Raw genomic sequence first — 12,732 nt, 5'->3', positions numbered from 1 at the left:
ATGTGGTGGTGAATGCTTTTGGTAGTGCTTTCCATCGGCGTAAGGCCGTCGGGTGACCCGTGCGTATGCTTTTACCGCACTTGTCTGAAGAAGTTTCGTTAAGGATCAGTCATGTATCGATATACGTCGCAATGTGCTTCGGGTACGCATGCTCGTTTCGTCCAGCGCATTTTCGTTGCCGCCGCCGTTGCAATGTCAATGGCATTCGGAGCCGGTAACGCAAACGCAGCTGCAATCAAGGTTTCCGCTGGGACGACGCCGTCCAGCGTTCCTAACGCCTTCCTGGATCTGAAAACGCATGAGATCGAAGGGCTCATGCCGGATGTGTTTCGTGAAATCGGCAAGCGCGAAGGTTTCGACGTGTCGTTCGACGTCATCCCTTTCCCCGCATTGATCCAGTCGGTTCTCTCCGACAAGATAGATGTCATCGTTGCGGGCATGACTCCCACGCCAAAGCGTGCAGAGGTGATTGACTTCTCTCAACCAGTGACAGAGTTCGGAAAGGGGATCATTGTCAACGCTTCCGATAAGCACAACTACCGCACAGTTCAGGATCTGAAGGGGACCATCGTCGGAGCAGGCACCGGCGAGGACATCGCAGACGAACTCATGAAGCTTGGCATCTTCCAGGAGGTCAGGTTGTACAACAGCGGAGCGGATATCGTGCGTGATGTTGCGTTGGGTCGTATTACCGCAGCGTTCAATGACTATCCGATCCTGAAGGCCCAGGAAGCGGCCGGTACGATGCAGGGCACGCGCGTGGTCGATAGTTTCGTGCCGATCCGAAAGGTGCCGATCGCATTTGGAGTCAAGAAGGGCAACACCGCGCTGCTTTCGAAGATCAACGATGGGCTGGCCAAAATCAAGGCAGACGGAACGCTGGACAAGATTCTGAAGAAGTGGAAGTTCGTGAATTAGCATGCGGACTGTCGCTCGATTTGCATGGGCGTATAGCGACGTGCGTCTTGCGCCAGGTCCTGCCGCACCCCTGACGCAGCCCGAGAGATGTGCATGAATGCGGTCGCGGAATATGGAGACGGACGGTTGCCTGAATGTCTGGGCGTAGCTTGCACAATCATCTGGTATCGATAGCTACGATGAGGATGGGTGCCGTCATACAGTGTAACGATTATTAAAAAGGCGAATCATGCGTTGGAGCGACATAGTCGAGTTTGTCCCGATACTGCTTCAAGGAGCCGGGATGACCGTCTTTATCACAGTTAGCTGCCTGATTCTCAGCACTGCGCTGGGTCTCGTCTGGGCGCTTCTGAAGATGTCACGGCATGCGCCGGTCAGGCGCGCGGCCACCACATTGATCAACGTGGTTCGCGGACTGCCGATGCTCGTGCTCCTGTTCTACATCTACTTTGTATTGCCCTCGGTTCATATCCAGCTGAGCGCCTTGCAAGCGAGCATCGTTGGTCTGGCATTTGGTTATTCCACGTACGTCGCGGAAATTATCCGGTCAGGTATCGAGTCGGTGGATCAGGGCCAGTACGAGGCGGCGCAGTCGATCGGTATGGGTCGCATCAAAACCATGACCCGGGTGATTCTCCCGCAGGCTATCAAGGTCGCATTGCCGCCTTATAGCAATACGCTTGTGTCAATGGTCAAGGATTCGTCTCTTGCCTCCACAATTACCGTTGCTGAGATGACGCACCAAGGGGCGCTGATTGCGGCAGCGACCTTTCAGAACCTGACGGTCTATACGCTCGTGGCGATCGGCTATCTCGCCATGAGTCTTCCGTTGATGAGTTTGACAAAGTTGCTGGAACGGCGCTTCGGAAAACACAAGGTCAAGTGAGATTGCGATGATCGAAATTACGGATGTGCACAAGAGCTTCGGTGGTGTGCCGGTGCTCAAGGGAATTACGCTGAAAGTGGAACAAGGCGAGGTGGTGTGTCTGATCGGAGCGTCGGGTTCCGGCAAGTCAACGCTCCTTCGATGCATCAATGCTCTCGAGTCATACGATTCGGGCGAGATCAAGCTTCTGGATCAAGTGGTTGAGCAGCGCTCGCGCCATATCAATCAGCTTCGCACCCAGGTAGGTATGGTTTTCCAGCGCTTCAACCTGTTCCCACATCGTACTGCGATAGAGAACGTGATGGAGGGGGCCGTGCATGTCAAGCGCGAGCCCGTTGCGCAAGCGCGGCGCGAGGCGATCGATTTGCTGCACAAGGTCGGCCTTGGCCAGAAACTCGACGCGTATCCGCATCAACTGTCGGGCGGCCAGCAGCAGCGGGTCGCGATCGCGCGGTCGCTCGCGATGAAGCCAAAGGCGATGCTCTTCGACGAACCGACTTCTGCGCTCGACCCCGAGCTCGTGGGTGAAGTGCTGGGCGTCATGCGCACGCTGGTTCGCGAAGGTATGACGATGCTGGTCGTCACGCACGAGATGGGCTTCGCCCGCGAAGTGGCCGACCGCGTGTGCTTCCTGCACACAGGGCTCATTATCGAGGAAGGCAGTGCCAAGCAGGTGCTCGGCGCGCCACGCGAAGCGCGCACCCGGGAGTTTCTGCGCCACGTCCTTACGCACCGCGTCGAGGATCCGCACGAGGATAACGGCGGGACAGAAGCCGTGGCATGAATGGGCGCTTGTAGCGCCCAGGAGAAAACAGACCGGCATAAAGAACGCTGGCGTGGACGGGTAACGGCTGTAAGGGCTGGTTGGCATACGCTGCTGACCGCAATCCGGTGCTGCCTGCGGCACGTGCGCCAGTCCGAGTTCGCTGGAGAGCACCGTGCGCGAAGGCGGCGCTGAAGTCGTGATGGCCAGTCTTCAAAGCCCTTTGCCAACGAAGCGTTGACCGGCGTAGTAGTCCGCATGTCGTGCGGTTATTGATCTTGTCTTGGCCTGTTGCTGGGCTGAGTGAACGATGGAAACCTGAAATGCTTAGAGTTGAAGAGGTATATGACACGCCGGAATTTTCAGGCGCCGCCGATGTGATCGTGATTGGCGCTGGAATTGTCGGGACTGCTACCGCCTATGAATTGGCGCGACGGGGTGTTTCCGTCGCCCTGGTTGACAAAGGTGTTGTCGGTGGCGAGCAATCGGGGCGCAACTGGGGTTGGGTCCGCCAGCAGAACCGCGACATCTTCGAACTGCCGCTTGCCATGCGCAGCCTTCGTCGTTGGAGCGAATTACGGGATGAACTCCAGATCGACCTGGGCTTTCGCCGCGAAGGTATTCTTTATGCCAGCGCCGACGCAAAAAGCATCGCGCAGTGGGACGCCTGGTGCAGGCGGGCGCGTGAGGTCGGCTTTGTCAGTCATTTGCTCAGCTCGACCGAGATAAACAGCCGCGCTCCGCGTGGCGGTCCGCGGTACGCGGGTGGCGTCTGGTCGCCCGACGACGGGCGCGCTGAGCCTTCGCGCGCGGCACCCGCTCTTGCTGAGGGGGCGAAGCGTCACGGTGCCCTGCTCTACCAGAACTGCGCAGCACGCGGCCTGGATCTCAGTGCAGGGCGTGTCAGCGGTGTGTGGACCGAACGCGGCCTGATCAAGGCGAGCAGAGTGGTATGCGCTGGGGGCGCCTGGAGTTCACGTTTTTGCAAGCGCCACAACGTTGAGCTTGTAGCAGTAAACGTTGTGGGAACGGCCATGCGTACGTCTGTCGCAGCGAACGTGGTCAATGGTTGCTTCGCCGGGCCGGGTTTTGCACTGCGTCGTCGTCTTGACGGCGCATACACGCTGGCCGTTCCGGGTTTTGGCCGCATCGACCTCGCGCCGCTTGGCCTTAAGAACGCGTTGAGGTATTACAGCAATTACCAAAATGACATCCGCAAAAAGCTGAAGTACCGCCTTTCAAAGGCCTGGTTCGAAGGTCCCGAGGCATCGGCGACCTGGCAATTTGACGAGGTTTCGCCGTTCGAACGCTGCCGCGTGCTGGACCCGAAGCCCGATCTCGAATTTGTGAAAGTTGCCCTGGATAGTGTGAAGCGCGCCATTCCGGAGTTTTCCGACATGCGCGTTGTGCACGCCTGGGCCGGTGCTATTGATACGACACCCGATCTCATTCCCGTTATCTCCGATGTTTCAGAACTTCCCGGCTTCTATGTCGCGACCGGGTTCAGTGGTCATGGCTTTGGATTGGGCCCGGCGGCAGGAGAACTTGTCGCCGATATGGTGACCGGAGCCAAACCATTGTTGGATATCTCGCCTTACCGTTTGGGCCGCTTTACAGATGGCAGTTCCTTGAAGGTACCGGAAATGATGTGATAGCCAGACTTTGACCGCAGGTTGTCGGTCTGTGCACCGTTTCCGCGGCGACAGGCTGTTCGCAGGCTACCGCAGCGGATGGGTGGTCGTCGGAACCTGCGTTCGTGCCGGCCGGATCCCCGCTTGGCCGCGGTCGCTCGTGCCACGCTGCAGCGAGATGAACCGCGTGTCATTCTGCGGCGTCCATCAGCACGACGACCATCGATGACCATTTCCACGAGGACGCGGTCACGCAGAGCAGCCGTATGAATTCTTTGACAATGAGCCGTGGCGAGCGTTTTGAGAAGGTTACTTGAATGCGCCGCCGCGGCGACTAGAACAGGACGAAAGACATGCTTGGACGTATTTCTGGTGAAACAAGCACCGCCGTGGACTGGGTACGAGTGCGCGAGTCGTATCCCCTGCAGCACCCACTGCTCAATTTGAATAACGCATCCGTGAGTCCGCCGCCGCTCGTTGTCCAGCAGGCGGTCATCGAAGCCTACCGCTTCGTCGGCAAAAATCCCGACGTCAATATGTGGACTGGCCTCGACGCAAAGCTTCCGGACATCAAGAGGCAGTTAGCCACGCTCGCCAATTGCTCCGCCGAAGAGATAGCACTCAATCGGAATGCAAGTGAAGGGCTTAGCGTTGCGATTTTCGGCATCCCGTTGTCGGCCGGCGAGCGGGTGCTCGTGTCGCCGTGGGACTATCCGAGCGCACTCGCCGGCTGGCAACAGCGTCAGACGCGCGAGGGCATTGTCGTCGACACGGTGGCGTTCGATCTGCTCGCAAGTGATGAAGAAATCGTCGCCGCCTATTCGTCCGCATTCCGTCCTGCCACGCGCGTGCTGCACCTGACGCATATGATTCACTGGACAGGCAGAGTGTTGCCGGTCGCTCGCCTGTGCGCGCTTGCACGGGAGCGCGGCATCATTACCATCGTTGACGCAGCGCAATCTTTCGCGCAGATGCCCATCAGCTTTTGCGAGCTGGGCTGCGATTTCTTCGTAACGAGCCTGCATAAATGGCTCGGCGCGCCCATCGGGAACGGCATGCTGATCATCAATCGACAACGCATATGCGAAACCTGGCCATTGCTCGCCCCGTTCGATGCCGCGCCCGACACGGTGGACAAGTTCGATCATTGGAATCTAGGCACCTATAACTCGGCGTTGCAGGCCGGCATCGAGCCGGCGATTCGCTTTCATCAGGCGATCGGCGTCGCAAACATTCATGCGAGGTTAAGTGCGCTCACCCGCTACTGGACCGCACGCGCGGCGGACATTAACGGCTTGCGCATTCACACGCCGCTGGATGCGGACACGCTGGGCGCGGTGAGCCTCTTTTCGATCGACGGCATTGATGCCGCGCGCCTCGAGCGTACTTTGCGGCAATCGTTCTCGGTTCATGTTAAGTACCGGCGCGTTGGCCAGTTGGAAGGTCTGCGCGTGTCGCCGCATATCTACATGAATGAAGCGGACCTAGATGCATTCGTCGATACGCTGCACGCGGCCGCAAAAGATGCTGACTGAGCCGGCCGTTTCGCTGGCAACATACGCACGCCATCACGTCGCGGACTTGACGCGGAAAAATGGCTTTCGAGTCTCCAGGCTCATGCCTCAAAAGCGACAATCTCAGGATCCGGTCGGCAGTTTTTCCGTAAGCGGCTCGGCAGGGCCCGTCCCCGATTCGCGCGCGCGTGGAGCATGATGTGAGAGCGTGGGTAGGTCTGGCGTAGACCACGTGAAGATCGTTCCATGATCGTGGCCACGATCTATCTGGATCTACGCGGTCAAACGTTGGACGTGAGCGGAGCGGCCAGCTTCAGTTTGTCGGCCACGTTCCAGGGAAGCAGTTCGTCGATGCGATTGACCTTGTGGTCCGCAATATGAGTAAGCACCTATTCGAGGTAGGCACGTGGGTTGACTTCGTTGAGCTTGCACGTACCGATGAGACTGTACATCGCTGCCGCACGCTCACCACCGCTGTCGGAGCCGACGAACAGGTAGTACTTCCTGCCCAGAGCGACACAACGCAGGGCATTTTCTGCGAGTACATTGCTGATCTCGGCGCGTCCGTCGTCGCAATAGAACGTGAGCGCCGCCCAGTGGTTCAGCGAGTAGTTGATCGCGCCCGTGAGCGTAGACTTCTTCGACAGCGTCGCAAGCTTGGCCCTGATCGTCGATTCGAACGTGTTGAGCAGAGGCTTGCTCTTCTCCTGCCGCACACGCAACCGCTCATCGGGAGGTTTGCCGCGAATGTCGGCTTCGATGCTGTAGAGCTCGCCGATCATCTCGAGCAGTTTCTGGGTATCCGCAGTCGGCGTACGCTCGTGAACGTCGTATATGTACCTCCTCGCGTGATCCCAGCATGCCGCTTCGAAGACGTCGCCGCTTCAACTCATCGGGCCGACCACATCGTCCAATTACTGCCGCATCACTGGCGGCCGCTCCCGGTCTGAACAGGCTATACCGTGCCTTTGCCGGGCGCTTACGGCTTAGCCGATCGGTGACCGCCCGGAAGCGAGAGGGCGGTCGTGAATACGACGATGCTGCTCGCGATGAGCTTGTGCAGCTTTGTCTGCAGCCTGGCGTCTTGATCGCCAGGACGGCAATGGAGCACGACCTCAATTTGAACGTGCTTCGCGGCTGGATCGCGCGGAAGACCGAAGCGCAAGTAGAGCACGAGCGGGTCGCCAGAACGCCGACGGTCACCGAGAGCGTGTCGATCGAGATCGCGAGCACACCGTCGGCGTTTGTGCCAGTCGTGTGGACTGCTGCTTCATCGGTGACACTGCCACCAACGCCGTCGGCTCAGGTTCCTTCGATGGCACTCTCGTTGCACTGCGTCTGTCGAACGTCCGGATCGCAGAGGGCCGTTCAGATTAGCGAAGGAAGAATCAGACGTTACTGCACAAATTGTAATAAACGGCGCAGTCTTTATAACTACGAGAATATAATTTAGAGATACTAATCGACCGGCGCGATTCGATTCTCTGCAGGCGCGATTTTTTCTTACATCAAATAGGACAAACGTTCATGAACAATCTGAAATTCTTCACAGTCGACGACCTGGGCGCTTCGCGCGATGGCGCTCCCTTGCCGGAGCGCCTGATCGAAGGTGAGCCTCAGTTTAAGAACTGGGACGTCGACAGCTCTTCAGACGAGAAGGTGCGCACAGGCGTGTGGGAGACGACGCCCGGTACTTACCGGTCCATCAAGGGCGGGACTTGGGAGTTCTGCTACATCCTCTCAGGTCTGTCGGAACTGACGGAAGACGGGAAGCAGCCAGTGCTTGTTCGCCCTGGCGACGCGTTTGTCATGAAGCCGGACTTCACCGGCGTCTGGCGCTGCATTGAGACCACGCGCAAGATCTGGGTCGTGTATATATGAACATGGCCTTGCTCCGCAACGCGGATCCAGTGCGGGATGCAGAATGGGCGCGGCTGGTTGCACAAAGCGCCGGCAGCGACCGTAGCACAGCTTGGCTCGATACCGCAGTGAGAAGTTTCCGAGTTAGGGTTGTGGTTCTCGGCCGGCTATTGTCGTCGACGGCCCGTGCGCAGTGCTTGCTGCGAGAAGGGCCGCGAACCCGTTGGAACGTCGGCGAGCGACACGATAGACATCCTTACAAGGCGGGATGCAGCGGACAGATTTACGCCCGTATAGGTCGACCGTGACCGCTTGCAGGCACTGTACCGACCCAATAACGAGGCATAGCAGAACCGGCGGGCCAACGGCGACCAGCGTCCGACAGCGGACGGCTTTATTTATCCCCCGCTCTTCTCATGACCTCGGAAGCAGATTCCCTGTGTACCAAAGGGCGTGGCCGAAGTTGCGGATCAACTGCTCGCCTTGCCGCAGATACGACGCCGAACCGTCGATGCCGGCGAGCTTAAGGGCTTCGTCGATCTTGGAGCTCATCGGGTGTGCGTCGCCAAGGCGCATATCGTAGGCGCCAGCGATGGCACCGAAGACCTCGCGTGCGAGAGCCTCTCCGGCATTCTGTGCCAGAATGTTCTGCAGCAACTTGTTAGAACCCAGCTTCTCCTTGTCGGGGTGGTTGGACAGCTTTCGAAGAGAGCGCACGTCGAGTCGGTCGGAGAAGATGCGAACGAGCTCCTTGGCCAGCCGCAAGAGCGACGCCTGGTCTTTGCTCGAAAAGCGAGAGACGTGCTGCATCGACGCCACATCGTCAATCTCATGTGAAAACAGCGACACACCGAACGTCTTGCGGAAGTCGGTCTCCAGCCACCGCATGCACCCAAACAGCATCTCCTCCACGGCATTCGTGTCCGCTGGCTGCGCCTTAACCTGTGAGGCGAGGAGCTCCGCGCTGACTTTCCCCTCCGGCGCAACGTTGTTCAAGGCCCAGAGCAACTGCTCCCATGCGGGCAGCTTGGCGATGTCGTAAGCATAGACTGTGATGAGTTCCGAGGCGTTGACACCGAAATGGGTCGAATTCGCCGAAGGGGATTTGATTGCGCCGGTTTCAGCCGTGTACCACTCCAGGGAGAAGCCTCGATGGCTCAGAAGCTCATTGACCGCGGACGGGCGGAACCAGAGCCACCGTCCGATGTCTTCGTTGTTGAGCTCTGGCCGAGAACTTGCGCGAGCCGTCAGTGTCGGCGATGAAGTACGGCAGATTCTGATCCTCGTCCCCGCGCACACGTGTGCTCTTTTCCTGATGTTCGATCAACTCATCGCGCCAGAAGTCGCCTTCGACACGCACGCCGGGGTAGCCGCTTCGATGGCCCCTGGCGCTCTCTGAGGCGGTTTTATCGTTCGTCTCAGGCCCCATGACCGGAGCGTCTTCCTCCTCGTCGACGTCGGTTCGCCACATACGAAACGACGCCTAGCTGCCGCCGAACACGGCGTTCAGCTTCTTGATGCGCAGCTCGTACCTTCCACCTTCACGCTGCTCCTGGATCTCGTTCAGACCGGCATAGGGGCTGTCCTTGAGGTCGACCACGTTCTCGACGCGCTGGCGGTAATAGGACAGACGCAGGGAAAGACCCCGCGCAGCTAGATAGTCCATCAGAAATTCGCGCTTGATCTCTATCAGGCGATGGCTGCCATCACTGTCCACCGTCTCCCTGGCGACCACGACAAAGTCCTCTTTCGGCCTGACCCAGTTCGGCCCCTCCTTAATGAGGCGAAGCGCGACCACCAGGTCCGGATTCAGGATCCACTGCGGGCGACCGACCACGGGCTGCGAATGCTCGAAAACGAGGTTGACCCCAAGAGGCTCCTTGTCGTTGTACTGATACTCGTCGATCGGCGAGTAATGGCCGTCCGAGTACGCATACGGTGCTACGGTGTGCCCGATGCCGATGTCGCTCCAACTCAAACGCTCGGTAGCTCGTGATGATGCTTGGGAAAAGCAACGGAGCCGCAAGCGAATACGTCGCTGACATACCCCACTTCCGTCACGTTGCCCTTCTCGTTATTGAGCGACGCACGAAGGGGTACCCAGGTCGCTCGCGAAAACGGCCGCCGAATTTCAGAGGCTTGAAGAATCCAGGCTTCGTTCATAGTTTGATTCTCTAAGTGATGTCAGCAGCCGCTACTCTGATCCAGCAGCCCGTGTCCGAATTATATGGAGCCTGTTCGCTAATCGTAGATCAGGAAGTCAGAGCCGCATCGTGCGAGTTGCTCGGGAAGACCGTACCGGAATGCAGTCACGGATGAGCGCTAGACTTCGCCGGCAGCGGCTCAAGGTTAGTTCTATAGGAGAGACCGCTATTGTTAAGCGTTGTTCGATGTCTGCCCATGTCTGCGGACGCGTGACTCCGCAGCGGCGTATGTGGGCAGGTGTTGGACAACGCTCGAGGGAGGAAACCGCGGAGTGTACCGATGCGGCTATGGCGATTGAAGTGATCGCGCGGCCCGGTTGATCACACGTTGATGAGCTGAAGCCGGGGCTGGATTGATGCCGTTGTAATAGCGATGCTGTCGCACAGCGCCTCTGTCGGGATTCTCAACAGGCGGCAACCTCTGCCGGGTGAGATGCACACGAGCGTCTCCTGTTGGCGCTCGTTGCCTAAGAGCCGACAGTCGGACTGATGATGCCTGGTCATTCTGGTTCACGCCTTACCTCGGGACCGAGGTGGCGCGCGAATCGGGTAGCTGCGCAGCAGGATATCGAGGATGACCATCGGCGCCCCGCAGTGCCGGCAGACGAATGGCGGTGCCGTTGTGTGGGCTGACGCGTCGTCACTGGCGGCAGTGGTTGCCGGAGCGCGCAGCAACGCGCGTATCGTTGCGAGGCTCTGCCGCCGCACCGGGTTGGCGAGCAGACCGTAATGGCGGATGCGGCGGAAGCCTTCGGGCAGCACATGCAGCAGGAAGCGCCGCATGAACTCCCTGGGGCGCGAGCGTCATCGTCTTGTGGCGTGTACGACCGCTGGCCCGATAGTCCTTCCAGCGGAAGGTCACGCCGCGCTCGTCGAGCGCGATGAGTCGCTGGTTGGAGATGGCCATGCGATGCGTATAGCGCGACAGATACGCAAGCACAGCTTCTGGTCCTGCGAACGGCCGCTTCGCATATACGACCCATTCGCATGCGCGCAGCGGCGCGAGCCACCGCGCGAAGGCAGCGGGATCGGCAAGTGCGGCGTGATCACCGAAGAACCGCAGCTTGCCCTGGCGATACGCGTGGGTGAGCTCTTCCAGGAAACGGCGCCGGAACAGCCGCGAGAGCACGCGTACTGGCAGGAAGAAGCCGGGCCGGCATGCGACCCACCGCTCACCATTACGCGCGAGGCCTCCACCGGGAACGATGCCGTGCACGTGAGGATGGTGTGTGAGCGCAGAACCCCACGTATGCAGTACCAGGGTCGCGCCAATCTGCGCGCCCAGATGCTTTGGATCGGCAGCGATCGTGCGCAGGGTTTCGGCGGCGACGTCGAAGAGCAGCCCGTAGATGATCGACTTGTTATACAGGCGATCGCGCTGATCGCCGCAGGTAGTGTGAAGACGACGTGGTAGTACTCGACCGGCAGCAGATCGGCCTGACGTGCCTCGAGTCACCGGTGTGCGGCGCTTGCCTGGCACTTCGGGCAATGGCGGTTACGGTAGGAGTTGTAGGCGACCTCGATCTGATCGCAGCCGGAACAGCGCAACACATGTCCTCCCAGCGCCGCGCTGCGGCACTGTTCAATCGCCGACATGACCTTCAGCTGTCCCAGGCGCAGCTGTACGGTCTGTCGCCACGCAGACCCATGGGCGCGGAAGATGTCCGCGACTTCCGGCACGGCGGTGGGCCGCCGTTCAGCCGTTGCTGTTCAGCTTCTCCAGCGGACTGATCACTTCGCGCAGCAGGTCGGTCGCGACCTGCGCATAGAGCGCGGTTGTCTCCAGCTTCTTGTGGCCCAGCAATACCTGGATGACACGGATGTCGACTTTCTGTTCCAGCAGACGTAGAACGTATTAAATCTGTCAACGTTGCGACAGTAAACGTGTCACTTTGCCCCTGCGGCGTTCCACCGCGTGCGGCAAGGCCTAGCTGCGCAAGGGCATGCAGGGTGCGAAATAAATGTGTCAACGGCGTCGGTTAGCCCCATGCACCGTGTGAATGCGCCTGCCCAAGGCAATCAAAAACCTCCCGATAATCGCTCGCGTAGATACTTCACCAGTGCGCGCACCGCGCTCGGCACGATCGGGCTGTATGGCCGGATCGCGAAGATATGATCGCCGAACGCACCCGACGGCCGCCATGCGTCAAGCAGCGGCACGAGGTTGCCTGCGTTGATGTCGTTCTGTGCGCTGAAATCCGGCAGCAGCGCGATCCCGAGCCCGCCGAGCGCAGCTTCCCGCATCGCCTCGCTGTTGTTCGCCGCGAAGCAGCCGCGCACCGGTACGCTGACCCGGCTTTTGCGCCGGTCGCGCGGCTCGAAGCTCCATGCTGTCGGCTCGTTGCCGCGTAGATAGCACAGACAGTCGTGATCGACGAGCGCGTTCGGATGTTCGGGCGTACCGCGTCGCGCCAGATAGTCCCGGCTGGCGACGAGCAGCGAGCGTGTCTCGCACAACGTCCAGGCCACGTGTGTCTGCGGCGCGGTCGTCGTGTGACGAATCGCGAGATCGAAGCCCTCCTGCGACAGCGAAAACAGCCGGTCCGACAGCTCCAGCTCGATCCGTACCCCGGGATATCGTTCGATGAACGCTGGCAGCAACGGCACGATCTGCTGCCGGCCGAGCGCAACGGGCGCCGTCACGCGCACGAGGCCGCGCGGCTCGCCGGCCAGGTCCTTCACGCGCGCGAAGTTCATCTCGATCGTCTCGTAGGCCTCGCGCGTGCTATCGACGAGCGTCTGCCCTGCCTCTGTGAGCCTNACGCTACGCGTTGTCCGACGCACGAGCGGCACGCCGGCGGCCTCCTCGAGATCGGCGATGCGCTGGCTCATCGCAGCCTTGCTGATCCCCAGCCGCTGTGCGGCGGCCGTGAAACTCGCGGTCATGGCGAGTACCGTCAGCGAATGGATGTGCGGCCAGAGCGACTGGACATTTTGTGGATTCATTAAATGATTA

At 59.7% G+C, this 12,732-nt stretch carries 9 protein-coding genes and 3 pseudogenes; 6 read left to right on the top strand and 6 right to left on the bottom strand.

The window, feature by feature from the left end:
* Positions 1-111: 111 nt before the first annotated feature.
* The 5 genes from F759_RS0107545 to F759_RS0107525 all read left to right on the top strand — a co-directional run bounded on the left by F759_RS0107545 (position 112) and on the right by F759_RS0107525 (position 5,733).
* Positions 112-918 carry an ABC transporter substrate-binding protein gene (locus tag F759_RS0107545; protein ID WP_027799310.1) on the top strand — a complete coding sequence of 269 codons (807 nt, stop codon included), beginning with the start codon at positions 112-114 and terminating at the stop codon, positions 916-918.
* A 229-nt stretch (positions 919-1,147) separates the two neighbouring features.
* Complete coding sequence (locus tag F759_RS0107540; RefSeq protein WP_027799309.1) at positions 1,148-1,804, top strand: amino acid ABC transporter permease; 657 nt, start codon at positions 1,148-1,150, stop codon at positions 1,802-1,804.
* 7 nt (positions 1,805-1,811) lie between these two features.
* Positions 1,812-2,588 (top strand): amino acid ABC transporter ATP-binding protein, encoded by a 777-nt coding sequence (locus tag F759_RS0107535; RefSeq protein WP_027799308.1) that lies wholly within the window; start codon positions 1,812-1,814, stop codon positions 2,586-2,588.
* 302 nt (positions 2,589-2,890) lie between these two features.
* Positions 2,891-4,219 carry an NAD(P)/FAD-dependent oxidoreductase gene (locus F759_RS0107530; protein WP_027799307.1) on the top strand — a complete coding sequence of 443 codons (1,329 nt, stop codon included), beginning with the start codon at positions 2,891-2,893 and terminating at the stop codon, positions 4,217-4,219.
* 332 nt (positions 4,220-4,551) lie between these two features.
* Positions 4,552-5,733 carry an aminotransferase class V-fold PLP-dependent enzyme gene (locus F759_RS0107525; RefSeq protein ID WP_027799306.1) on the top strand — a complete coding sequence of 394 codons (1,182 nt, stop codon included), beginning with the start codon at positions 4,552-4,554 and terminating at the stop codon, positions 5,731-5,733.
* Positions 5,734-5,993: 260 nt separating this feature from the next.
* Here the strand turns inward: F759_RS0107525 and tnpC are convergent.
* Positions 5,994-6,593 (bottom strand): annotated as a pseudogene (tnpC, locus tag F759_RS37410) (IS66 family transposase); the annotation flags it as partial.
* Between the two features lie 646 nt (positions 6,594-7,239).
* On the opposite strand from tnpC, the gene F759_RS0107505 reads away from it, so the two are divergent.
* Complete coding sequence (locus F759_RS0107505) at positions 7,240-7,593, top strand: cupin domain-containing protein (protein ID WP_027799304.1); 354 nt, start codon at positions 7,240-7,242, stop codon at positions 7,591-7,593.
* A gap of 393 nt (positions 7,594-7,986) precedes the next feature.
* Here the strand turns inward: F759_RS0107505 and F759_RS43985 are convergent, their stop codons facing one another.
* From F759_RS43985 to F759_RS0107475, 5 genes and pseudogenes are all read right to left on the bottom strand, one after another.
* Positions 7,987-8,871, bottom strand: coding sequence for a hypothetical protein (locus tag F759_RS43985; RefSeq protein WP_244438797.1), 885 nt, complete (start codon positions 8,869-8,871; stop codon positions 7,987-7,989).
* Between the two features lie 184 nt (positions 8,872-9,055).
* Entirely contained in the window at positions 9,056-9,550 is a 495-nt protein-coding gene (locus F759_RS43980) for a hypothetical protein (RefSeq protein WP_244438796.1), read from the bottom strand.
* A gap of 736 nt (positions 9,551-10,286) precedes the next feature.
* Positions 10,287-11,456: pseudogene (locus F759_RS37395) on the bottom strand (IS91 family transposase).
* A 16-nt stretch (positions 11,457-11,472) separates the two neighbouring features.
* Positions 11,473-11,631: pseudogene (locus tag F759_RS40685) on the bottom strand (tyrosine-type recombinase/integrase); the annotation flags it as partial.
* A gap of 164 nt (positions 11,632-11,795) precedes the next feature.
* Positions 11,796-12,722, bottom strand: coding sequence for a LysR family transcriptional regulator (locus F759_RS0107475; protein WP_027799300.1), 927 nt, complete (start codon positions 12,720-12,722; stop codon positions 11,796-11,798).
* Positions 12,723-12,732: the final 10 nt, after the last annotated feature.

The organism is Paraburkholderia dilworthii, from assembly GCF_000472525.1.
Taxonomy (GTDB): Bacteria; Pseudomonadota; Gammaproteobacteria; order Burkholderiales; family Burkholderiaceae; genus Paraburkholderia; species Paraburkholderia dilworthii.
Note: the sequence above shows the minus strand (reverse complement) of the source record. Positions and strands in the feature narration are given on the sequence as shown.

What these genes read in the sequence shown, in the direction of transcription:
- F759_RS0107545 (WP_027799310.1), top strand. Translation starts at nt 112, where the DNA reads ATGTATCGATATACGTCGCAATGTGCTTCGGGTACGCATGCTCGTTTC.
- F759_RS0107540 (WP_027799309.1), top strand. Translation starts at nt 1,148, where the DNA reads ATGCGTTGGAGCGACATAGTCGAGTTTGTCCCGATACTGCTTCAAGGA.
- F759_RS0107535 (WP_027799308.1), top strand. Translation starts at nt 1,812, where the DNA reads ATGATCGAAATTACGGATGTGCACAAGAGCTTCGGTGGTGTGCCGGTG.
- F759_RS0107530 (WP_027799307.1), top strand. Translation starts at nt 2,891, where the DNA reads ATGCTTAGAGTTGAAGAGGTATATGACACGCCGGAATTTTCAGGCGCC.
- F759_RS0107525 (WP_027799306.1), top strand. Translation starts at nt 4,552, where the DNA reads ATGCTTGGACGTATTTCTGGTGAAACAAGCACCGCCGTGGACTGGGTA.
- F759_RS0107505 (WP_027799304.1), top strand. Translation starts at nt 7,240, where the DNA reads ATGAACAATCTGAAATTCTTCACAGTCGACGACCTGGGCGCTTCGCGC.